Source organism: Shewanella sp. Isolate11, from assembly GCF_022398315.1.
GTDB lineage: Bacteria > Pseudomonadota > Gammaproteobacteria > Enterobacterales > Shewanellaceae > Shewanella.
This window is the reverse complement of the sequence record NZ_JAKEVF010000001.1, coordinates 1,139,746-1,162,455: the sequence shown is the minus strand read 5'-3', so window position 1 is coordinate 1,162,455 and position 22,710 is coordinate 1,139,746. Positions and strand designations below refer to the sequence as shown.

At 45.3% G+C, this 22,710-nt stretch carries 18 protein-coding genes and 1 pseudogene; 5 read left to right on the top strand and 14 right to left on the bottom strand.

Annotated features, from left to right (window positions below; all coding sequences use genetic code 11):
- Nucleotides 1-15: 15 nt before the first annotated feature.
- On the bottom strand, nt 16-2,466 hold the full coding sequence (locus L1D21_RS04995; protein WP_239844113.1) for an FtsX-like permease family protein: 2,451 nt from the start codon (nt 2,464-2,466) through the stop codon (nt 16-18).
- Nucleotides 2,466-3,200 (bottom strand): ABC transporter ATP-binding protein, encoded by a 735-nt coding sequence (locus L1D21_RS04990; RefSeq protein WP_239844112.1) that lies wholly within the window; start codon nt 3,198-3,200, stop codon nt 2,466-2,468. Before L1D21_RS04990 ends, L1D21_RS04995 begins: the two co-directional genes overlap by 1 nt.
- 49 nt (nt 3,201-3,249) lie before the next feature.
- Between L1D21_RS04990 and L1D21_RS04985 the strand changes: the two genes are divergently transcribed.
- Nucleotides 3,250-3,822, top strand: coding sequence for an arylesterase (locus tag L1D21_RS04985; RefSeq protein ID WP_239844111.1), 573 nt, complete (start codon nt 3,250-3,252; stop codon nt 3,820-3,822).
- A 58-nt stretch (nt 3,823-3,880) separates the two neighbouring features.
- On the opposite strand, the gene sohB is transcribed toward L1D21_RS04985, so the two are convergent.
- The 4 genes and pseudogenes from sohB to L1D21_RS04965 all read right to left on the bottom strand — a co-directional run bounded on the left by sohB (nt 3,881) and on the right by L1D21_RS04965 (nt 8,535).
- Nucleotides 3,881-4,912 carry a protease SohB gene (sohB, locus tag L1D21_RS04980; RefSeq protein WP_239844110.1) on the bottom strand — a complete coding sequence of 344 codons (1,032 nt, stop codon included), beginning with the start codon at nt 4,910-4,912 and terminating at the stop codon, nt 3,881-3,883.
- A gap of 241 nt (nt 4,913-5,153) precedes the next feature.
- Nucleotides 5,154-5,240, bottom strand: a pseudogene (locus tag L1D21_RS04975) (IS200/IS605 family transposase); the annotation flags it as partial.
- 63 nt (nt 5,241-5,303) lie between these two features.
- Nucleotides 5,304-5,747: an IS200/IS605 family transposase gene (tnpA, locus tag L1D21_RS04970; protein ID WP_239844109.1), complete on the bottom strand. Its 444-nt coding sequence runs from the start codon at nt 5,745-5,747 to the stop codon at nt 5,304-5,306.
- Nucleotides 5,748-6,063: 316 nt separating this feature from the next.
- A complete protein-coding gene (locus L1D21_RS04965; RefSeq protein WP_239844108.1) occupies nt 6,064-8,535 on the bottom strand; it encodes a VolA/Pla-1 family phospholipase in 2,472 nt (823 codons plus the stop codon).
- A gap of 260 nt (nt 8,536-8,795) precedes the next feature.
- Here L1D21_RS04965 and L1D21_RS04960 point away from each other — a divergent pair, with 260 nt between their 5' ends.
- Nucleotides 8,796-9,533: a YciK family oxidoreductase gene (locus L1D21_RS04960; protein ID WP_239844107.1), complete on the top strand. Its 738-nt coding sequence runs from the start codon at nt 8,796-8,798 to the stop codon at nt 9,531-9,533.
- A gap of 154 nt (nt 9,534-9,687) precedes the next feature.
- Here the strand turns inward: L1D21_RS04960 and fabB are convergent, their stop codons facing one another.
- Nucleotides 9,688-10,899: a beta-ketoacyl-ACP synthase I gene (fabB, locus tag L1D21_RS04955; RefSeq protein ID WP_239844106.1), complete on the bottom strand. Its 1,212-nt coding sequence runs from the start codon at nt 10,897-10,899 to the stop codon at nt 9,688-9,690.
- Nucleotides 10,900-11,092: 193 nt separating this feature from the next.
- Here fabB and mnmC point away from each other — a divergent pair, with 193 nt between their 5' ends.
- Nucleotides 11,093-13,057, top strand: a complete 1,965-nt coding sequence (gene mnmC, locus L1D21_RS04950) for an FAD-dependent 5-carboxymethylaminomethyl-2-thiouridine(34) oxidoreductase MnmC (RefSeq protein ID WP_239844105.1) — start codon at nt 11,093-11,095, stop codon at nt 13,055-13,057.
- Between the two features lie 6 nt (nt 13,058-13,063).
- Here mnmC and L1D21_RS04945 read toward each other — a convergent pair whose 3' ends face one another.
- The 6 genes from L1D21_RS04945 to prmB form a co-directional block, all read right to left on the bottom strand.
- Complete coding sequence (locus L1D21_RS04945; protein WP_239844104.1) at nt 13,064-13,612, bottom strand: RNA methyltransferase; 549 nt, start codon at nt 13,610-13,612, stop codon at nt 13,064-13,066.
- A 2-nt stretch (nt 13,613-13,614) separates the two neighbouring features.
- On the bottom strand, nt 13,615-13,896 hold the full coding sequence (locus L1D21_RS04940) for a YfcL family protein (protein ID WP_239844103.1): 282 nt from the start codon (nt 13,894-13,896) through the stop codon (nt 13,615-13,617).
- A gap of 27 nt (nt 13,897-13,923) precedes the next feature.
- Nucleotides 13,924-15,054 carry an ATP-NAD kinase family protein gene (locus tag L1D21_RS04935; protein WP_239844102.1) on the bottom strand — a complete coding sequence of 377 codons (1,131 nt, stop codon included), beginning with the start codon at nt 15,052-15,054 and terminating at the stop codon, nt 13,924-13,926.
- Nucleotides 15,055-15,098: 44 nt separating this feature from the next.
- On the bottom strand, nt 15,099-16,277 hold the full coding sequence (locus L1D21_RS04930; RefSeq protein WP_239844192.1) for an MFS transporter: 1,179 nt from the start codon (nt 16,275-16,277) through the stop codon (nt 15,099-15,101).
- A gap of 78 nt (nt 16,278-16,355) precedes the next feature.
- A complete protein-coding gene (gene aroC, locus L1D21_RS04925; protein WP_239844101.1) occupies nt 16,356-17,450 on the bottom strand; it encodes a chorismate synthase in 1,095 nt (364 codons plus the stop codon).
- A 102-nt stretch (nt 17,451-17,552) separates the two neighbouring features.
- Nucleotides 17,553-18,497, bottom strand: a complete 945-nt coding sequence (gene prmB, locus L1D21_RS04920) for a 50S ribosomal protein L3 N(5)-glutamine methyltransferase (protein ID WP_239844100.1) — start codon at nt 18,495-18,497, stop codon at nt 17,553-17,555.
- Nucleotides 18,498-18,576: 79 nt separating this feature from the next.
- On the opposite strand from prmB, the gene smrB reads away from it, so the two are divergent.
- Nucleotides 18,577-19,104 (top strand): endonuclease SmrB, encoded by a 528-nt coding sequence (smrB, locus tag L1D21_RS04915; protein WP_239844099.1) that lies wholly within the window; start codon nt 18,577-18,579, stop codon nt 19,102-19,104.
- 75 nt (nt 19,105-19,179) lie between these two features.
- On the opposite strand, the gene sixA is transcribed toward smrB, so the two are convergent.
- Nucleotides 19,180-19,650, bottom strand: a complete 471-nt coding sequence (sixA, locus tag L1D21_RS04910) for a phosphohistidine phosphatase SixA (protein WP_239844098.1) — start codon at nt 19,648-19,650, stop codon at nt 19,180-19,182.
- A 212-nt stretch (nt 19,651-19,862) separates the two neighbouring features.
- On the opposite strand from sixA, the gene L1D21_RS04905 reads away from it, so the two are divergent.
- Nucleotides 19,863-22,652: an insulinase family protein gene (locus tag L1D21_RS04905; protein ID WP_239844097.1), complete on the top strand. Its 2,790-nt coding sequence runs from the start codon at nt 19,863-19,865 to the stop codon at nt 22,650-22,652.
- The last annotated feature ends 58 nt before the right edge of the window (nt 22,653-22,710 follow it).

Sequence of the window (22,710 nt, the reverse complement as noted above, 5' to 3'; positions counted from 1 at the left end):
CTGTTATAACTCAAATCACGCCTTGAGCAGGTCGCTACAGGACTTTTGAAGTAGCTGCCTACAGCGCCAAGTGCCAAGCAGTGCCACGACTAATGCACCACATACTGGCGCTAATAGCCACCAATTCCAATGCATATAGACGACAAGTTCAAACACCTGAGTTTTAAGTAGATATAAGGTAAATTCAGCCACAATAACGGCTAACAGCCCAGAAATGGCGCCTAGTAAGGCAAACTCGAGTGCAGTAGCCATACGCAATAACCAGCCTGAGCCCCCAAAGGTACGTAGCACCGCAAGCTCTCGCTGCCGAGTTGCCATTCCCGCCTCAGTTTGGGCTATCATCACTAAGCTACTCGCCAGTAATACCAGTACTAATACCAATGTCAGCGACAAAGAAACCTGATCGATAATCTGTCTTAATTGCTTCACCATAGCTCCAATATCTATGATAGATACGGTCGGAAATGACCGAATCAACTCAAGCACTAAAGGTTTCTGATTATCATTAAGATAGAAACTGGCCATAGAGGTATAAGCAAAGGGCGCTAACGCTTCTTTGCTAAAAATCATGAAGAAATTAGGCTGTAACGTCTCCCAATGTACGCCTCGGATACTGGCAATCTTGACGGTTAACTTTTGATTGTCGATAACATAAGTCAGGCTGTCTCCAATGCCGACCCCAAGGCGCTCTGCAACACCGGATTCTACAGAAACCTCATCGGCACTCTGATTAAACTGGCCTTCCAGCAGATCATTATTGGGCGGCATACTTTCGCGCCAAGTCAAATTCAACTCACGAGAGATCCCCACTCGACCTTCTACACCTTCATCGGCTTGTTCCCGTGAGATTAAGGTTTCACCATTAATCTCAACTAATCGGCCACGGATCACCGGATAGATATCAGTTGCCTTTATTTGATGCTGATTAAAATAATCTTCCAGTGGTTGCTGTTCATCAGGCGCAATATTGACCAAGAAATAGTTGGGAGATTGCTCTGGCAGCTGTTTCTGCCACTCATCTAAGAGATCTTGACGCAAGGCTATAATGGTCAACAGCAGTACCAAAGCACTACTAAAGCCGACTAACTGCACCGCATTTTGCTTGGCTCGACGTCTCAGCCCGGCCAGTGCTAATTGCAATGGATTGGTGGTTTTCATACCGACGCTGTGACCAGCCCGGATCAGCAAAAAGCCGCAGACACTCAGTAACACACCCAGTAGTAATACCCCAGCCACAACCGTCATGGTTAACGCCAAGCTTTGTGAATAGAGATAACCCAGCAGCGCCATAGCGGTAAGGCTCAATAACAAGTGTAACCACATCCCCAACTGCACACCTTCAAGCTGGCGTTGTAACACTCGCAATGGTGGAATGGACAACAAGCGCATCAACGGATAAGCCGAAAACATAAATGCCGAAATTAACCCAGTTGCTACGCCAAGTAGCAAGGGGCGAGTTAATGGCGCGCCATAATCCGCAATCGATTGCGGCAGATAAGCGGTGATCAACGCATCCAGTGCTATGCCTCCCACTAAACCAATGACAACTCCTAATGCCGTTACCAACAACAGGTGCAAACCAAATAAAATACGGATCTGTTTTGCCGAGGCGCCAAAGGTTTTCAGCATGGCAACGACATCGAAATGACGCTGACAATAACGCTGCGCAGCAATACCTATGGCGGCGCAAGCCAGCGCAATACCCAGTAAACTGGCCAGCAATAAGAATCGTTCTGCGCGCTGCACAGCATTAGCAATTGGAGAGTCTCCCGACTGCACATCAACCCAACGCTGACTGTTATTCAATAATGGCTTCACCGCGGTTTCAAACGCCGTTAGCGCAGCTGCATCACCAGTAAATTGATGCACGTAGCTGACGCGGCTTCCTGGCTGAATCACACCGGTTTTATCGACATCATCTAAACGCATGAGCACGACCGGAGAAGAAGCGAATGGATTAAACCCCGCATCGGGTAAACGTGCAATTTCTTCACTTAGGTTAAATTGCGCATTCCCCAACTCCAAAGACTTAGGATGAGCTAAAATTCCGCCTAAACGAGTTTCATACCATAAACTACCGGATTCGGGCAGTTTATCGGTGGCGCCTTGAGTTAATTCGATCTGACCTTTAAGGGGATAGCCGTCAGCAACCGCCCTCACTGTCACTAATTGAAAATTATCATTAGCAAACACCATTGAATTAAACTGCATGCTGGCCACATGCTTTAATCCCAATTCATCTGCCTTAGCAACAATTTGTGGATCAAGTGGCACTGGCGAATTAATGATTCTATCGGCAGCAATAAACTTTGATGCCTGGCCATTAATGGCAATCTGTAATCGTTCACTCACTCTGGCGAGACCGGTAACCGAAAGCACAGCAAGAGAGATAGCCAAGATGATCAACATCAGCTGACCTTGAAATAGTTCGCGCTTAAATAACTTCCAAGCGATGCGCTTTTCCATTAACTGGCCTCCACTGAAACCGAGTTGTTTTCCTGTGTGGCTGGCTGCTCGACGAGAGTGGATTCACTTAGCCTGCCAGCCTCCATGATAAATTGACGTTCGCAGCGCTGAGCTAAATGTAAGTCATGGGTCACGAGCACTAAAGTGGTGTCACTTTCACGATTAAGTTCAAACAACATATTGGCGACTTTATCACTGTTAGCTCCATCGAGATTACCTGTGGGCTCATCGGCAAACAGCACCTTAGGTTCACAAATAAAAGCGCGAGCAATAGCCACTCGCTGCTGCTCACCACCGGATAACTGGTTAGGGAAATGAGTCAATCTGTGGCTCAACCCCACACGTTCCAGCATCGCCTCGGCTTTTTCTCTGGCCTGTTCTATACCTGAAAGCTCAGCCGGCAGCATCACATTTTCAAGGGCGTTTAGGGTATCTACTAACATAAAGGATTGGAAAATAAAGCTGATTTTTTGCTTACGCAGTGCCGCTTTGGCCTCTTCATCTAAGCCATGAAGCGGCGAACCATCGAGATAAATCTCACCCGAAGTAGGTGAATCTAATGCCGCAAGTAATCCGAGTAAGGTCGACTTACCTGAACCCGATGGGCCGAGAATCGCCACACTTTCGCCTAACTTGACATCTAAGTTGATGCCGTTGAGGATAGTAAGCCTTCCCTCTTGGGTAGCCACTGACTTAATGAGATTATTAACCGTGATAGCGCTATTATCTGACATAAAATCCTTATTCACTCATCGTTTTACTATGGTTTCTAGGCTGTTAGGAATGGCCTTGATACTCTTTATCGTCCCCGCCCATGCTAACCCGATATTGATCTTAGGTGATAGCTTAAGTGCAAGCTATGGTATGGAGCAAGATAAAGGTTGGGTACATTTATTACAAAATAAACACCCGGAATTATCGATCATTAATGGCTCTGTCAGCGGAGAAACATCGGCTGGCGGCGCCCGTAGATTGCCCGCTTTACTCGAATCGACTCAAGCAAAGCTGGTGTTAATTGAACTGGGAGGAAACGATGGCCTACGGGGTTTCTCACCCAAACAACTGAAAGAAAATCTTACAAAAATGATCCAGCTGAGCAAACAGGCTGGTGCCCAAGTATTGCTAAGCGAGGTCATGGTGCCGCCCAATTATGGCCCGCGATACGCCAAGATGTTTACTCAGGTTTACCAAGATTTGGCCCAAGAGCAACAAGTCACCCTAATGCCTTTCTTCATGACGGATATCGCAATTCACCCTGAATTGATGCAGGCGGACGGTATTCACCCAAATGAAGACGCCCAAGCGCAAATCGCCGACTTCGTGGCGCCTTGGCTGAAAAAATCCAGCACTCAATAGCCAAAATGCAAAAAGCCCACAATGATGTGGGCTTTTTGTTGACTAACAGCAATAGAATCTAACTTAGAGGCTGATTCTTCTCTGCCATACGATTAAATACCGCATTGACGCAAAGTGATGCTCCATGCGCAATTTTATCGGCAATCTTCTTCTTAAGCTGATAACGCACCTTAATGACCGTCTTATCTTTCGCTAGTGACATCATGACATCGTCACTGGTTGATAGCCCATCGATAAGCCCAAGTTCTAACGCCTGCTGTCCATACCAATGTTCACCGGTAGCCACTTTGGCGATATCAAGCTCAGGGCGATATTTAGCAATAAAGGCTTTAAACAGCACATGAGTCTCTTCCAACTCTTGTTGGAACTTCTCACGCCCTTCGTCAGTATTCTCACCAAAAACGGTTAGCGTGCGCTTAAAATCACCCGCAGTATGCTGCTCATAATCAATATCATGTTTCTTCAGCAGACGATTGAAATTCGGGATCTGCGCGACAACACCGATAGAACCGACAATCGCAAATGGCGCAGCATAAATTTTATTCGCCACACAAGCCATCATATAGCCACCACTGGCGGCGACTTTATCGACACAGATGGTCAAAGGTATATCGGCACTTCTTAGGCGATCAAGTTGGCTAGAAGCCAATCCATAACCATGCACCATACCGCCGCCACTTTCGACATTAATCACCACTTCATCATTAGGTTCAGCAATGGTCAAAATGGCGCTGATTTCTTCACGCAACGAAGCCACTTCGCCTGCATCGATACTGCCTTTAAAATCAATAACAAAAACTCTAGGGGTCGTCTCTGGCTCAGTTTGTTTCTTCTCAGCCTTATCTTTCTGTTTTTGCTCGGCTTTGAGACTTTTTTCGTAGGCTTTAAACTGCTTCTTAGTTAGCAGTTCCTCTTTTAAATCATGTTTTAATTTTTCTAAATCATCAGAGATATTGGTTAGCTTAAGCTCACCTTTATCAGCCTTTTGCTTAACCGCTGAGGCTAAAATAATAATCACCACTGCTGCAATCGCGACAACGATAGTGATAGCTTTAGCTAAGAAGAGTCCGTACTCGTACAAAAATTCCAAAATTAAGCTCCGTTAAGGCCATTTATCCCAATTCCAATATGAACTGCTCACCAAAGCATTTACTGTAATGGATATGACTGTTTTTTAATTGCTCGCTATTCTATCAGCACTGTCTTGAATAATACCAATGGATGTCACCAACTGGTTAAATAATAACCGTGACACCAACAAGAATACCTTAGTAAAAATCCACCTTCATAGAAGGTGGCTTTGATTGGCCCCCTATAAGGGGGCTTATTCATTAATCAACGTTCAATTGTAATTGACGCTCGGCTTCTTCCTTCTCTTGTTTGTCTTGATGTCGCACATATCGCCTAATTATTTCTTCGNAGTAAAAATCCACCTTCATAGAAGGTGGCTTTGATTGGCCCCCTATAAGGGGGCTTATTCATTAATCAACGTTCAATTGTAATTGACGCTCGGCTTCTTCCTTCTCTTGTTTGTCTTGATGTCGCACATATCGCCTAATTATTTCTTCGTTTGCTCCTACCGAATCAACGAAATATCCTCGCTGCCAGAAATGATTACCCCACAACTTCTTCTTTCTTAAATACGGATACTTCGCAAACAATCTAATCGCTGTTCTTCCCTTTAATACACCAACCAGTTCTGACACGCTTAAACTCGGCGGCGTTCTCACAACAAGATGAACATGATCCAACTGAACATTTAATTCGACTACTTTACATTTCTTCATATTACAGAAGATGTAGATACTACGATGAACCTCTTTACYCACATTTCCTTTTAGAATTCGATACCTATACTTTGGAGTCCAAACTATGTGATATTGGCACCTGTAGAAAACGTGCGAAGCTGATTCATATCTGCTCATGCTATTTACCTCTCTTTATTTGCTGGTTACAAACAAAGTTAGTATTTAGCATGAGCAACCTTCAGGCATAGCCTAAATCAGACGTTCACCACCTCCATAGGAGGTGGTTTTAGAATGACAANCGTGCGAAGCTGATTCATATCTGCTCATGCTATTTACCTCTCTTTATTTGCTGGTTACAAACAAAGTTAGTATTTAGCATGAGCAACCTTCAGGCATAGCCTAAATCAGACGTTCACCACCTCCATAGGAGGTGGTTTTAGAATGACAACAAAAAGCCCAGCCGAAGCTGGGCTCTTACATCAAACCTGCGAGGTTACTGACAAGGTTGGATCACAGTACTATCTGTCACCATGATTGTCGCTTGACCTTGGCCAGCACTATTGGCAAAACCAGCCACCTGCTGCTGCATTTCAGCCGTTGCGGCCGCAGCGCTGCCATCGGTCACACTAGGCACTTCACTTGGGCTCACTATCGAGCTGTGATGCCCTTTGGTAAAGCGAACAGCACCAGAACCTGCCGTAGTGCTGTCAATACAGCCTAAGCCAAGGTTTGCAATAAAGGGTTCGGTACCCGCTGTCGGGAAGTTATCGACGCTATTAGGCAAAACCTGATCGGCTAAATTGCTACCATCGCCCACCACTTCGATAACATGAACCGGTAAGCCCGTATCTTTTAACATTGCCGCATGGTTAATCGGATCAGCGCCATCGATCACGGTTTGTACCGCAAAGGCAAACGTCGGTAAAAACTCAGCATAAACGGCTTGCACTAGGGCGGCATATTCAGTGCTACCAGGCGCATAACCTTGAGTATTAGCGGCATCAACCAAAGCTTGGAACGTCGCGCTTGCTGTGACATTGGCAAACAGGACTGGTCCAAAAGTGGCTGAACCAATAAAGGTACCCGATAATCCGCCCGATGGTGCAACCAAAGACACCGCATTTAAGGCATGAACATAACTTAAATCGCTGCCATCAGGGTGAGTCAAACCGCTATTGGCATAAGTTGCAAAATCGGCTCCTACAATGGCACCTAAACTAAGTCCCTGAGCACTGATCTTGCTCACATCAAACATCTGCGGCATTTGCGCTTGCTCCAGACCACCAGCTAGTCCGGTAAGTGCGACACGCAACGCAAGATGATCAACCGTAGCTTGTTTAAAGTTGTCACGGACAGACAAGGTACTTTCGATATTCACAAACACTAATGGATTACCATTATTAAAGGCATCAGGTGTACCGATAATCGCCCCAAAACTTGGATCTGTTGCAGAAACCTCATAGATGCCATCGCCGTCAGCATCGAATGAACGCGCGCCATGCAGTGGCATATCGATGGCAATAGTAGCAACGCCCATTGCAGCATAGCTACCAGCATAAGCCAATGACATCTCTTTCGCGCCGCCTAAACCATGCATCGCAATCGTCGTTGGCCAGCCTGCTGTCGGTGGAGTGAAAGTTCCTCCCTGACTGGCATAAAATGCAGCCAAACGCTGAGCATTCGGCATTGAAATCAACACTGGCACAGTTTCACTGCCAGTAGGTGCAGGAATGGGATTAAATTTGGTCAGATGTTTTGCCTTATCTGCGGCCGTACCATCATCGAGTAACCAAGCTTTACCAGCTAACAAGGCCGGATCGGCAAGAGCCGCTGTAGGGTCTATGCCATAAGCCATGGCTTGAGCAGCATAATTTTGCTGACTCATGGTACCCGCCTGCAGCGCAAGCAATACAGCAACAGGACTGTCGCCTAGGGCTTTCCAATGGCCATCGATACCAGAACAACTTGCCGAACTACAGCTGCCATAGGTTGGTAGTGTGAGTTCTGCGACATATACATCGGCCAAACTAGCAAGCGCATAAGCCACACCATCTGCCGAAGTTAATCCCGCCGCCTGAGCAACTGTCAATCCAAGTGGATGTGGCTGAGGCACTGTCATCGATGGCGCAAAAGGAGAACCATCTTGCAGCATCAATAATTTGGTCGTCTCATAGACGTCAGCAATCGATTGGGTCGTGAACAAACCAGAATAGGTAATGGTCGATGTGTCGACGCCGTGCTCAGCTGACATCCCTTTTTCATAGCTATTGACTAAAGTTTGCAACATCAACTGATCGTCGGTTTCCAGCGGTTGCGTTTCGATATCCAGCTTTAACGAGTTATAGCTTGAAGACGCAGCAACCGCCTGACCGGCAGAGTCTTGGATCAGTGTTGTGGTTGCATAAAGATATGATTGCCCAGGTTTCAGTGGCTTTAGCGGCACGATGGCGATGGTATTACCCGATGCTTTTGAAACAAAATCAACGCCAAACTGTAATTCATCACCGACTTTACAAGCCGATACCGAAGGCGCTGACTGACATTCTGGATCCGATGATAACGGCCCACCAACGGTTGCCTCAAAAACGCGTACTGCTCCAGGTTGAAATACCGAAGCGGCAGACAAACTTTGCGGATTGCCATCATGATCATCGGCTGGATCAACTGAGATTGAAATAGGAGATGTGGTAGACCAACCATCGAGAGCGCCCAAGGCCATCTGAGGATCGGTATAGTCGCTGCTACCGTCACTCATTTCGCCTGGCATAGTGAGAGTGCCATCGGTAGTACCACTAAATAACAGGTCATTTGGTAGCGGTACAACACTATTAGCAGGATCAAATGCAATATGAGATTGAGGAAGCAGTGGTTGAGTATTTGCTGCCAGTTCATCAACACTGTCTTCACTACAGCCAGCCATTCCTAATGCGGACGCAATTGCGACCCCTAAAAAGAGTCTTTTCATCTTTTTTCCCCAAATCTTGTTGTAATAATTTTGTTTTCCCAAAAAATTGGTCACAATAGTCATCCATGCGTGACCAATAGGACTTTTTTAGTCCTTAGTATTAATCAAGTTAACGTAAAATTAGTGAGTTAGCTACATTTTTGTCACATCTGAACAATAGATAAACAGCCTGAAATGAATCATTTGTTTTAAACGCTTGTTTTAGGCTTATTTAAACCATAGAAATAGCGGGTAATTCCGCTAACAGGAAAAATGAACTCATGTTGGAATATCAGGCAGCAAAAGATTTATTAACAGATAAAACGATTCTTGTCACAGGAGCAGGTGATGGTATTGGGCGTATTGCCGCACTGACTTATGCCCAGCATGGCGCTACCGTTATTCTACTTGGACGCACAGTCAAAAAACTTGAAGCTGTTTATGACGAAATAGAACAAGCTGGCTACCCTACTCCAGCAATTGTGCCTTTAGATCTTAATGGCGCAACGGAGCAAAATTATATTGATATGGCTGAGACCATTGAACAGCAATTTGGTCACCTTGATGGCCTACTGCACAATGCCAGTTTATTAGGGGTGCTTGGTCCATTTGAGCATATCTCTATGAGCTCAGTAAAAGAGGTACTTCAAGTTAATTTGGTTGCAGAGATCATGATGACCAAAGCGCTAATCCCGGTAATGAAAAAAGCGCCGAGTGCGTCAATCATATTTACCTCTAGCAGTGTGGGTCGACAAGGACGTGCTTTCTGGGGCGAATACGCTATTTCAAAATTTGCCACCGAAGGAATGATGCAATCAATTGCCCACGAATACCAAGGCACTTCACTTCGCGCCAACAGTATTAATCCCGGCGCCACTCGCACTAAGATGCGTGCTAATGCTTATCCTGCAGAAAATCCGCAGACATTAAAAACACCCGAAGAGATCATGGCGACTTATCTTTATCTTATGGGTGATGACTCAAAAGAGATCACTGGCCAGCAGCTTAATGCTCAATAAGAGTAAGGCCAATCAATATAAGACGATAGCCACAATATACGTGAACCAAATGCACGTAAATTAACTCACTTGTTTATGCCAATCGAGCTTAAATAAGGAAACAAAAAGGGAAGCCATAAGCTTCCCTTTTTTATTGAGTCATTGCTGTAGGCAATTACTTATATTTACGCATGACCAAAGTTGCGTTGGTACCACCGAAACCGAAGCTGTTGCTCATAATAGTATTCAGTTCAGCATCGCGATATTCTGTCACAATTGGCATACCAACCGCTTTCTCATCAACATTATCAATATTGATGCTTGGCGCAATAAAGCTGTTTTCCATCATGATTAAGCTATAGATAGCTTCATGTACACCAGCAGCACCAAGGGCGTGACCCGTTAGCGACTTAGTCGATGCAATTGCTGGAAGCTTATCACCAAAGGTTTCTGCTAGCGCTTCGAGTTCACGCATATCACCCACTGGCGTAGAAGTACCATGAGTGTTGATGTAATCGATAGGCGTATCAACATCAGCCAAAGCCATCTGCATACAACGCACAGCACCTTCACCTGAAGGAGCAACCATGTCATAACCATCAGAAGATGCGCCATAACCAATCACTTCAGCATAGATTTTTGCGCCACGAGCAAGTGCATGTTCAAGTTCTTCGACAACTACGATGCCGCCACCACCAGAGATAACAAAACCATCACGGTCAGCATCATAAGTACGTGAAGCCTTTTCTGGGCAATCATTGTACTTAGTAGATAGTGCACCCATAGCATCGAAGCCCATGGTGAGCGTCCAATCAACTTCTTCTGCACCACCCGCAAACACCATATCTTGTTTGCCCATCTGGATCAGTTCAACCGCGTGGCCAATACAATGAGCACTGGTTGCACAAGCAGAGCTAATTGAATAGTTCATGCCTTTAATTTTAAATGGTGTCGCTAGACAAGCACTCGCAGTACTCGCCATGATACGAGGAACGATATAAGGTCCAACGCGCTTAACCCCCTTTTCACGCAGGGTATCGGCAGCTTGTACTTGGTTAGCCGATGATGCACCACCTGTACCGGCAATAATACCTACACGGGGATTTGAATATTGCTCTTCAGTTAACCCTGCATCGGCGATTGCTTGCTCCATTGCGATATAAGCGTAGGCAGCTGCATCACCCATAAAACGTAACGCTTTACGATCGATATGTTCTTTAGGATCTAACTTGATATCACCCCAGACATGACTACGTAGGTTCATCTCTTCAAACTGATCTGAGTGAGTAATACCACTGCGACCCGCTTTGAGTGATTCGGTGACTTCTTGCTTGTTATTACCAATACTTGAAACGACGCCAAGCCCGGTGATCACGACTCTTTTCATTATTTACTATCCATTCCGTACATCTAGTACCAATTTTGCTGCGCCAATAGTAGCGCTTTTAGTGCAATTAAGTGGTCAGCTTTCCATAAAGGCAGGTAAAATAATGCCTAATAACGGTTTAAGAGTAAATTCCTTAACCGCAGAACGCGAACAAAAACCGCAAATGAGTATAAATATAAGTGATAAAAAAACGATGACAGATTTATTAAGCCGTTCTGACACACAACAGTCACCTTGTATCGCCATAATGGGAGAGCAACTCACTCCCCTATTACAGCGATTCGCTGTCATCCCATCATCTATCACTATAGTTGTTCATCTATTTATTGCTCAGCACCATGATTTAGCTGATTTAGTCACGCAGTGTCATACCTTTGATGGCACAAGCTTAGAAGACATTCGCCTGCAACTTAACGATATCTATCGCAGCGAATGCCAAGGTAGCCACACAGTTATTGCCCGAGAGGGAAAATCACGTATTCATCTGCATATTGGTGAGATTGAAACTAGCCTAAGAAAGCTTTGCAGCAATGGCGCACAAGGGATTAGCCATTGGATCCCCAGCAGCATTAACGTTATTGATTCCTTGTCCCAAGGTGCTCTATGGCAAATGGCTAGACTTTCAACGCCACAAAGCCAAGTGTTATTGCCAAGCGATCTTTATCAGCAGCTGAGCAGTGAAGCCATCAATAGCTTCTACCCTAAGGCCAATCAAGCAGGCTTTGCACTTCATATATTAGGCCGTGACAGTGAGAGTAAGAGTGGGCATGAAAGTGACAAACTCTACATCGAAACAAAGCCGGTTTTTAATGTCGATAACATCAGTAAAGAGATTGCTCTCAAAGAGCGCCAAGCGCTAAAACAGCAGCAAGATGCCAGCCTAAACGACAATCCTTTAGAGGCTGCTAATACAGGAAATATCGCCATTATCGGGGGAGGAGTCGCGAGCGCCTGCCTAGCACTATCGCTTGCTGAGCGCGGCCAAGCAGTATCACTGTTTTGTATGGATCAAGCACCAGGGCAGCAAGCCTCAGGCAATAAACAAGGCGCCATCTATCCACTACTGACACCAGAACATGGAGTGCTTAGCCACTATTTCATACAAGGTTATCTATTTAGCCGACAACGCATTTTATCTTTGACTCAGCAAGGATTTGATATCAGCCATGATTTTTGTGGCATATTGCAAACCGGATTTGATCAACGCAGTCATGCTCGCTTAGACAAAATTATCACCAGCCAGCCTTGGGCGGCATCTATTGCTCAAGCCGTTAGTGCAGAAAAAGCGAATCAAATTGCCGGCATTGAGATCAATCATCCTGGGATTTATTACCCACTTGGCGGCTGGGTTTCACCGCAACAATTAAGCCACGCGGCTATCGACAAGGCGGCAAAAATCACCCAAGTCGAACAACACTATCAAACTCATATAAGCGAAATACACCAACGAGATGGTATGTGGTACCTAGAGGCTAAACAGGGTGAACAGCAGATGCAATTTGGCCCATTTAGTAATGTGGTTCTGGCAAATGGCCGTCACCTTACCGACTACCCACAAACCCAACATCTGCCTATCAGCGGTTTTCGCGGTCAGGTCAGCCACATTCCATCACGGGGTGAACTTAGATCGCTTAATACTGTACTTTGTTCCCACGGCTATTTAACACCATCCCATGAACAACTGCATTGCACTGGAGCCAGTTATATTAAAGATCCCGACAACCTCGACTACAGCAGCAAGGAACAACTGGACAACTTATATAAAATCCGCAGCAGCTATGATGCAAAGTGGGCACAAGAACAAGTCGATATCAGTGGTCATTCCGCCAGAGTGGGAGTACGCATGGTCACACGAGATCATGCGCCCATGATGGGCTGTGCGCCCGATTTTGAATCTATATTAAGCCGCTACCAAGCGCTACCTCAAGGCAAGGCGCACGGTCAATATTGGCAAGCCTATCAGGCGCCGATTCATCACGGCTTATATGTCTTAGGTGGATTAGGTTCTAGGGGACTAACATCTGGTCCGTTAGCTGCCGAGCTGCTCGCAGCCCAGCTATGTGGTGAGATCATTCCGACCTCTGTTGACGTGCTAAGGCTGCTCAACCCTAACCGCATGTGGATGCGAAAGTTGGTTAAAGGCAAGGCCCTGTTTTAAAATGCTTTAGGCGTTTTTATGATCTTTAACTTTAACCCGGTTATTGGTGTCACGGCTTTGGCGGATCAGTTCATCACTGCCCTGTGTATTACTCTTAGCCAAACGATCATACAGCAGAACGTTGACCGATGAAGCAAGATTCATACAGCCCACGGTGGGAACATACACCACGGCATCGGCGTTATCCACCAGCGATTGGTCTATGGTGCCATCTTCAGGGCCAAATAGATAAATCGCTTTGTCAGGGTGTTGAAACTCAGGTAAAGGAATGGCGCCTTCGACCAAATCGACACAGATAACCTGAGTATCTTCATCGAGTCCATCTAACAAATTATCGACGCCAATCAGTGGAATATTCCGGCTCACGCGTTTGGTGTCGGTATTGTATTGCTCACCTCGATGTGAAGCAGCTAAAGCATAACGCTTACCCGTATACCTCACCTCATCGGCTTGATAACAACCCGCCGCGCGCATTACACCGCCAACATTCGTCGGGCTTTTAGGGTTCACTAGCCCAATGGTAACCAAGCGGGTTTGGGCAGGTTTCTCTGTCATAGTTAGGCTGCAATACCTGAATTGATCTGCTGGCGTAGCTCATCCCAAGCATCTTGCACTAACACGAAATCTGCGGGCTCTAATTCCGTTTTGGCTGTAGCTAAACAAAGCTGCATCTTTTCTGCCAATGCCTGTTGCGACAAATCTTGCTCAACTTCAAGCTGAGATAGCACCACGGCAAAATGTCCCTGCAAATAGCCACTGGCAAAAAGTTGGTCGTCATCACCTTGAGCGACTTTAGTTTCAATCCATTGGTCTAATGCTTGTTCATACTGCTCTAACATGGTTACTCCAGTTTTATTCAAATCTATTTATGCCGTGACAAGATCAGGGTTCGCAACCTGATACATCACATAATCATGGTAGCCCGTGACAATTTTATAAAAGCCACAAAGCTCACTATCGAGTTCAGGGTCGCCACTATCCACAATTAATGGCCGACCTTCAAGTGCTTTTAACTTGGTTTTTGTGGCAAGAATTATAATATTGTCTTTACCTACCTGACGAACAAGCTGTGGCGATAACTGCTGATTGCCACGACCAAGAATATGTCCTTGGCCACCAATTAAGGTGATCACTAACTTACAAGGACGATTAACTGTTAACGCTAGCAATTGAGCCGCGCTTAAATCGCTTGCGACTAGCTGCTGATGTTGGATCAAATCGACCCCAAGTAGGGTGTTATCTAATCCCAGTTCTTCCATCACGGCAGCGACCGTACTTCCAGACCCCATAATGAACAGCTCATCTTCCATCTGCTCAATGGCTTCGGCAGCAATATCGCTAAGCACCAACTTATCAACCTCTTTGCCCCCCATCTTCACCGCTTGAATATAGCGCGGCTCGGCTGGAACTAACATCTCACCGAAGCGGCGGGCACGAACAGTACCAGCTCGAAATGCAGTTTCATCGATGTCCATAACATCAGCAGACATCAAGCTTACCAGCTCACCATCGAGCAACATCTTCAGCACCATTCCCGATGCATGTGGCGTAATGCCATACACTCCCGAATGGATTTTCACTCCCGCAGGCACACCCAATACCGGTAGAGTTTCATCGACAACATCAAACAGATCCCGAGCAGTGCCATCACCACCCGCAAACAGTAACAAATCTAAATTATGTTGCTGAATAGCTTTGGCGGCTAACTGAGTATCCTCGGCGCTGGTGTTTACACTGGTTTGATAAACCACCTGCACATTAAAGCCGAGTGATTTAGCAAGCTCCCCACCCATCGCCCCCGCAGCGGTAATGACCTCTATGCGTGATTGATAAGCTGCAACCACCTGTAATGCCTGTGTCATTCGCAAATGAGCTTTAGGTTCAGCGCCGCGAGCCAATGCTTGATCGGCAACACCATCGCTACCTTTCAACGCGACACTGCCGCCTAAACCAGCCAGAGGGTTAATGATTAAACCTAAACGAAACCTGTTATTCACCCTGCTCTCACCTTTTACTTATATGCTTAATTGACACAGTTAATCTAACTAGTAGCTTGGATATTATCATTGCGCTGTTCACGTTTAGGAATGCACAACACCGCTAACATCGACAAACCCGCACAACCAGCAGCAACCGCCCAACACAACCAGGTTTGTGAACCGTCACCCCAAATAAAACCACACAACCAAGTGCCTAAAGCACCACCGACACCAAAACTCAAACTGGCATACAGAGCTTGGCCTTTACTGCGGTGACGAACGCCAAAACGTTGATGCACAAATTGAATTGAAGAGGCGTGTACCAAACCAAACGTAAATGCATGCAATATCTGACTTAATCCCAACAGCAGCATATATTGCGCGCCAAAGGCCATCAATAACCAACGAACCGCGGTCATTGCCACGCTGACAAAAAGTAAAAACTTGACCCCATAACGCCCAATCAATCTCGGCGCAAACATAAACATGACGATCTCGGCTATCACCCCAAATGCCACAAATACACCCGCGGTAAACTCGGTATAGCCCAGTTGTTTAAGATAAAGAACGAAGAAGCCATAAAACGGCCCAGAACTCATTTGCAGCAACAGAGCCGACAATAAAAACCAAAATATACCTTTATCAATTTTAAGGGGTTGGCTATCAATATTCTTATCGACCACAATTCGGGTATTTGGCAATGACAGTGAACAGCCAAATAATGCCAAAAATAATCCTAAGCCAACAAAGGGCAAAATTTCAGTGCCCCACTGGCTAATCCCAAACCCCATCGAAACCACAAACACCAAATAACCTAAGCTGCCAAAACTGCGGATTCGGCCGTAACCCCCACTGTTATCACCCAAGGTTTCTAAGGTGATCACCTCAAGTTGGGCTAAAATCGCATTCCAGAAAAACGTATAAATACAAAGGCTCACAGCAAGATAAATAAATCCGCCATGATAAAAGAAGGTTAAAAAGGTTACCGCCGAACAAGCAGAGCCCAGCTTAACCAGTTGGCCACGCATTCCGGTTTTGTCGGCCACTGCTGCCCAGATATTGGGCGCTATGATTCGAGTCGCCATTAAAATCGCCAACAGGAAACCAATTTGCTGCGCATCAAACCCTCGGTGCTCGAAAAACACCCCAAGATAAGGAACGAGAACCCCAAGAATGGCAAAAAAGAAGAAATAGCAGGCGCTAATCCAACTTAACGGTTGTGGCGATTGGGACAGGCTCATGGTGTACGGCTTAATCTCATGAAAGGTGAAAACGAAAGAAGGCACCTTAACGTGCCCTCTTTTTATCAGGTTGATTTATTATCGCATGCCGATGACGGGAGTGGCACTTTTAACGTCGCTGTTTTGAGCACGATGACGCAACAAGTGATCCATTAACACTATGGCTAACATGGCCTCGGCAATAGGAACTGCGCGGATCCCAACACAAGGATCATGGCGACCTTTAGTCACCACTTCTGAGACTTTACCATCGATAGTCATACTCTCCCCAGGCACACTGATACTGGATGTCGGTTTCATCGCAATATGAGCCACAATCGGTTGTCCAGAAGAGATACCACCGAGAATGCCACCAGCGTGGTTTGAAGCAAACCCGGCGGGAGACATCAAATCTCGATGTTCAGAGCCTTTTTGATTAACCACATCAAAACCATCGCCTATCTCGACACCTTTGACCGCATTAATCCCCATGAGCGCATGAGCAATATCGGCATCGAGTCTATCAAAAACCGGCTCACCTAAACCTACAGGTACATTGGTTGCAACCACAGAAACTTTGGCACCGATTGAATCGCCGCTTTTTTTCAGCTCACGCATATATTCATCCAGCGCGTCGAGCTTATCAACATCGGGGAAGAAGAATGCGTTTTGCTCCACTTGCGCTAAGTCGACCTTACTAGCGGTGATTGGCCCGAGCGCTGATAAGTAACCGTTAATCTCAATACCATGAACTTGCTTTAGGTATTTTTTGGCCACCGCCCCAGCCGCAACTCGCATTGCAGTTTCACGAGCGGAAGAACGACCGCCGCCACGATAATCACGTAAACCATACTTTTGCTGGTAGGTATAGTCGGCATGACCTGGGCGGAACTGATCTTTAATGTTGGAATAGTCTTGGCTACGCTGATCGGTATTTTGGATCACTAAGCCAATTGATGTTCCTGTGGTTTGACCTTCAAATACACCAGATAAAATTTGTACCTCATCGGCTTCGCGTCTGGCCGTAGTGTAGCGAGAAGTGCCTGGACGACGGCGGTCAAGATCGTGTTGCATATCGGCTTCGCACAGCTCGAGTCCCGGAGGGCATCCATCAATAATGCAGCCTAACGCTTTACCGTGGCTTTCACCAAATGTTGTCACCACGAAATTTTGACCAATACTGTTTCCCGACATCTGCGACTTTCACCCCATTTTGTTAATAGACGCTTCGAGCATAGCTCAAATTTAATCTGATATATATTCCTAAATAAGCTAACTCATTCAGAAACTTATTGGTTATTCACTGTCTTTATAGATAGCAAAAAGTGATTCATTCTCAATCAATTGGTCGCGCGTAAGCACAAACACACCATCACCACCGTTCTCGAAGCTTACCCAAGTAAATGGCACATCAGGGAATTGTTCGATCAGATGCACCATAGAATTACCCACTTCAACCACTAACAAGCCATCTTCGGTTAGGTAGTCCGATGCATTTGCCAAAATACGCTTGGTTAGATCGAGCCCATCTCGGCCAGAAGCCAAACCTAACTCTGGTTCATGGTGATATTCATCAGGCATATCACCAATATCTTCGGCATCGACATAAGGCGGATTTGATACAATCAAATCATATTGTGGCGCGCGGGGAATCGCGGCGAACAAATCTGACTCGATTGGGAAAACTCTGTCCATGACACCTAAGGTTTCAACATTTATTTGAGCAACATCAAGCGCATCGGTACTTAAATCGAGAGCATCGACTTCGGCATCTTCAAACTCGTAGGCACAAGCAATTGCAATGCAACCACTCCCGGTACACATATCTAGAATGCGGTTAACGGGTTTGTTGTATAACCAAGGGCTAAAGCGGTTGGCTATCATTTCGGCGATGGGTGAACGTGGTACAAGCACTCGCTCATCGACAAAGAATTCAAGTCCAGCAAAATAGGCTTTGTTAGTCAGATAAGGAACTGGTAGACGCTCACGAACACGGCGAATGATCAGCTCAACAATTTTATGTTTTTCACTGCTGGTTAAATTGGCATGAATAACCTGCTGACCAATCTCTTCAGGCAGATGCAGCGCATGGAATACTAAAGCAATCGCTTCATCCCACGCATTATCAGTACCGTGACCGTAATAGATATTGGCATCATTAAAACGGCTGACAGCCCAACGTAACATATCGCCGATTGTACGTAATTCCGTCACGGCTTCATCAACAAAAATCTTATCCAAAACTTACTCCAGCTTGATAGTTCCGACTCATTGTAACTGAAGTCTATTCAGATGGCATCGGATTCAATAAAATAGCCCCATGAATAAAGAAAAAGATGATGACTTAGGCCTATTTTCGGCGCTAACTCAAGGCATAAAGCCGTTAACACAGGATAAGCGCCACTTTAAAGCGCCGCCTAAACAAAAACGTGAGCTGGAGGTGAAAACCACACAGCTACATGCTGATACTTACTTTTCAGATACTTATCAACCACACTTGCCTCTAGAAGGCGCAATGCGTTGGTCTCGAGAAGATGTGGACAGTTATGAGGTCAAACGGCTGCGCCGCGGAGACTATCAGCCCGAGCTACTGCTCGACCTACACGGCATGCGTCAAACAGAAGCAAAATTAGAACTAGCCGCTTTGATCCAGGCCTGTATTAAGCAGCATTGTGCTTGTTGTTGCGTGATGCACGGCCATGGCACCGGCATTTTAAAGCAAAATATTCCGATGTGGTTAGCACAACATCCGCATGTCAAAGCGTTTCACAAAGCCCCTAAAGAATGGGGTGGCGATGCTGCGTTATTGGTATTAGTCGATATTGGTGACAGCCCGCAGTGGTCTTAAACTGCCCTGTAATAAAAAAGGACGCTTAAAGCGTCCTTTTATGTTTCGATTTCTAAATTATTGAGCGAGTAAAAATCAACCCACGGTATGGGGAGTATTTTGCCAAACAATTTCGCCATTACTGCCCTGTTTATCTATCAGGGTAATTCCCGAGGTTGCAAATAAAGGCGGTTCGACTCCAGCTACTAGCTCGCTAACCATATAACCTAGTAACGGCATGTGAGCGATAACTAACACTGATTTAGCATTATATTGTTCAGCATAAGCCAAGACCAATTCAACGGCAGTTTGCGGATCGGCAGAAGGCGTAACTTCATCGAGCACTAACCATTTCTTAGGCTCAGGAAAATGTTTACTCACTTCCTGCCAAGTTTGCTGCGCACGTAAATAGGGGCTCACCACTACTAAATCAAATTCGTTAATGTCCTGGACAAGCCAATTGCTCATGATCCCAGTTTGATAACGACCGACCTCTGTCAATACACGTTCTCGGTCAGAATGTGCGTTGTACCCAGCCTCACCATGCCGCATCAAAAATAGCTGCATACTACTTCTCACTGTATATTTTGTTATTCAACGCAATTGTAGCGCTAAAGTCGCAGGCAACAAACCTAAAGTCAGTTAATAATTAGTCGAATAGAAGATAAGATATTTGCTAAAGTAAAATTTCCAGCCCAATATGTAGGTTTACTGTTTTAGTTAACTGATATTTCAATCAATTAGCGTCTCTTTTTTCAGCATTTAAGGATAAATCACACTTGCCGAGCACTAAGTTCATCACTAAAAGTCCTAATGACCATCGTCAATATCAATTTATTCAACTTGATAATGAGATAAGAGTGCTTTTGGTTGAAGATATGCAAGCGACTCAGGCCGCAGCCTCTATGGTGGTGAATGTGGGTCACTTTGACGATCCGGTATCACGCCCTGGTATGGCGCATTTTCTTGAACACATGCTATTTTTGGGTACGAAGAAGTATCCAGACTCCGGTGAGTATCATCAATTTATTAACCAACATGGCGGCAGTAATAATGCTTGGACAGGTACCGAGCAAACCAACTTTTTCTTCTCGGTCGACAGTGAGGTTTTTGAAGAATCTCTCGACCGCTTCAGCCAATTTTTTGTTGCGCCTAGCTTTAATCTAGAACTGGTCGACAGAGAAAGACACGCCATTGAGTCCGAATTTAGCCTAAAACTCAAAGACGATATACGCCGTATTTATCAAGTGCAAAAGGAAACTGTCAGCCCGAAGCACCCGTTTTGTAAGTTCTCTGTTGGCAACCTAGAGACCTTATTCGGACCAGAACAGCAACTTAGAGATGAATTAATTGAGTTTTATCAGCAGCATTACAGCGCCAACTTAATGACCCTTTGTTTGGTTGCACCTCAGCCATTAGCTCGCCTGCTGCAGTTAGCACAAACTTACTTCAATGGGGTGAAAAACCGTCAGCTGACAAAACAGTACCCTGACACTCCGATTTATGGCGCTGAACAACTAAAGCAGCAAATAAATATTGTGCCGCTAAAAGAGCAGCGCAGGGTCGCCATCACCTTTACCCTACCAGCTATTGAGCAATTTTATAAACGCAAGCCGCTCACCTTTATCAGCCATTTACTGGGCTATGAAGGCGAAGGCAGTCTGCTGAGTTATTTAAAACATCGCGGCTTAGCCAGTAACCTCTCTGCGGGAGGAGGCGTCAATGGCTATAACTTTAAAGATTACAATATCAGTGTTCAGCTAACCGAAAAGGGGTTGAATCAACTGGATGATATCATTCAAGCCGCTTTTGAATATTTAAAGCTGATAAAAACACAGGGATTAGAACAATGGCGTTATCAAGAAAGAGCCAACCTGCTCAAACTCGCATTTAAATATCAAGAACAGATTAAACCGCTAGATTTAGCAAGTCACCTCAGCATCAACATGCATCACTATGATCTCAATGATGTGATTTATGGTGATTACCGCATGGATGGCTTGGATATTTCACAAACCATGGAGTTACTTAACTTAATGACGCCAGACAATATGCGCATTCAGTTAGTCTCCCCAGGCCTTGATACCGAAAAGCAAGCCGCATGGTACCATTCACCTTATCAAGTAAAGGAGATTGATGAGTCACGACTGACTAAATGGGTTAACCCATCCATCCGTGAGGAACTTACCTTACCTGAAGCCAATCCTTTTATTATCGAAGACTCTATCGCTCGCAATGATAAGAGTAAACACCCTGTCCCTACAGTCGTGTCGCAAGAGAGTGGCTATCGTATTTGGCATCGTAAAGACGATGAATTTAATGTCCCCAAAGGCCACATGTATTTATCGTTAGACTCACAGCAAGCCGCTTTAACACCACGTCATGCCGCACTGACTCGTTTATATGTCGAAATGCTGCTGGACTACTTAATAGAATGTACTTACCCCGCAGAAGTGGCAGGTCTGAGTTACAATATTTATCCTCATCAAGGCGGTATCACCTTACATTTGACCGGCTTCACCGGCAAACAAGAAGCTCTGCTTTCTTTGCTAATAAATAAAGCCAGAGAGCGCAATTTTACTGCCGATAGATTTAAGCAAATTAAACGACAAATCTTACGCAACTGGTATAACCAAAGCCGTGCCAAGCCTATATCACAGCTGTTTACCAGCCTGACGGTGACCTTGCAAAAACGCAGTTACGAACCTTTACGCTTAGCCGAAGAGCTTGAAGATCTGACCCTTGACGACCTGCATGATCATGTACGTAACTTCTATGAAAAAATCCATCTCGAAGGCTTAGTTTATGGTGATTGGTTAACTAAAGAAGCCCAAGCATTAGGCAAACGATTAGACCATATCTTATCTCTGGTATCTTCACCGAGTGCAGAGTCTGAGCGAGAATTAATTAATCTCAATAATCTGGGTACTCTAGTCAGAGAGGTATTAGTTGAGCATCAAGACAGTAGCATTATTGTCTACTATCAATCGGCCGAAGCAACACCATTAAAAATGGCGCTATTTAGCCTACTTAATCACACCATGTCATCGACCTTCTTTCATGAATTAAGAACCAAGAGACAGCTCGGTTATATGGTGGGTACGGGCTACTTACCCTTAAATCGCTACCCTGGAATGATTTTCTATATTCAATCTCCGACGGCAGGCCCACTGCAGTTACTCGAGGCTATTGACGAATTTATTGCGGATTTCAACTACGCCGTTATGCAGATCACCAACGAGCAATGGGAACAAACCAAGCAAGGACTCATCAATCAAATAATGGAACACGATCCGAATTTGAAAACCCGCGGGCAACGTTATTGGTCGAGCATTGGTAATAAAGATTATGAATTTAATCAGCGAGAGTTGGTGGTTGATGAAATAGCCCAACTCACACGTTCCGATCTGATTAAATTTATGATGCAAAAGATGCGAACCAAACACTGTGATCGTTTAGTACTCTTTACAACTGGAGAGCAGCACAGAAACCAAGACCGATTACCTTCAGATAATATGATCACCGATCTGCGTAGCTTTAAACAACAAGCCACTAAATTTAACTATTAATTTATCGATATCCCCCTAAAAGGGAAGCCTATCTGCTCTCCCTTTTAATACTGCAGAC

What these genes read in the sequence shown, in the direction of transcription:
- smrB (WP_239844099.1), top strand. Translation starts at nt 18,577, where the DNA reads ATGAATAAAGAAAAAGATGATGACTTAGGCCTATTTTCGGCGCTAACT.
- aroC (WP_239844101.1), bottom strand. Translation starts at nt 17,450, where the DNA reads ATGTCGGGAAACAGTATTGGTCAAAATTTCGTGGTGACAACATTTGGT.
- L1D21_RS04945 (WP_239844104.1), bottom strand. Translation starts at nt 13,612, where the DNA reads ATGACAGAGAAACCTGCCCAAACCCGCTTGGTTACCATTGGGCTAGTG.
- fabB (WP_239844106.1), bottom strand. Translation starts at nt 10,899, where the DNA reads ATGAAAAGAGTCGTGATCACCGGGCTTGGCGTCGTTTCAAGTATTGGT.
- L1D21_RS04940 (WP_239844103.1), bottom strand. Translation starts at nt 13,896, where the DNA reads ATGTTAGAGCAGTATGAACAAGCATTAGACCAATGGATTGAAACTAAA.
- L1D21_RS04995 (WP_239844113.1), bottom strand. Translation starts at nt 2,466, where the DNA reads ATGGAAAAGCGCATCGCTTGGAAGTTATTTAAGCGCGAACTATTTCAA.
- sixA (WP_239844098.1), bottom strand. Translation starts at nt 19,650, where the DNA reads ATGCAGCTATTTTTGATGCGGCATGGTGAGGCTGGGTACAACGCACAT.
- L1D21_RS04990 (WP_239844112.1), bottom strand. Translation starts at nt 3,200, where the DNA reads ATGTCAGATAATAGCGCTATCACGGTTAATAATCTCATTAAGTCAGTG.
- mnmC (WP_239844105.1), top strand. Translation starts at nt 11,093, where the DNA reads ATGACAGATTTATTAAGCCGTTCTGACACACAACAGTCACCTTGTATC.
- L1D21_RS04930 (WP_239844192.1), bottom strand. Translation starts at nt 16,277, where the DNA reads ATGAGCCTGTCCCAATCGCCACAACCGTTAAGTTGGATTAGCGCCTGC.
- L1D21_RS04960 (WP_239844107.1), top strand. Translation starts at nt 8,796, where the DNA reads ATGTTGGAATATCAGGCAGCAAAAGATTTATTAACAGATAAAACGATT.
- L1D21_RS04965 (WP_239844108.1), bottom strand. Translation starts at nt 8,535, where the DNA reads ATGAAAAGACTCTTTTTAGGGGTCGCAATTGCGTCCGCATTAGGAATG.
- L1D21_RS04985 (WP_239844111.1), top strand. Translation starts at nt 3,250, where the DNA reads ATGGCCTTGATACTCTTTATCGTCCCCGCCCATGCTAACCCGATATTG.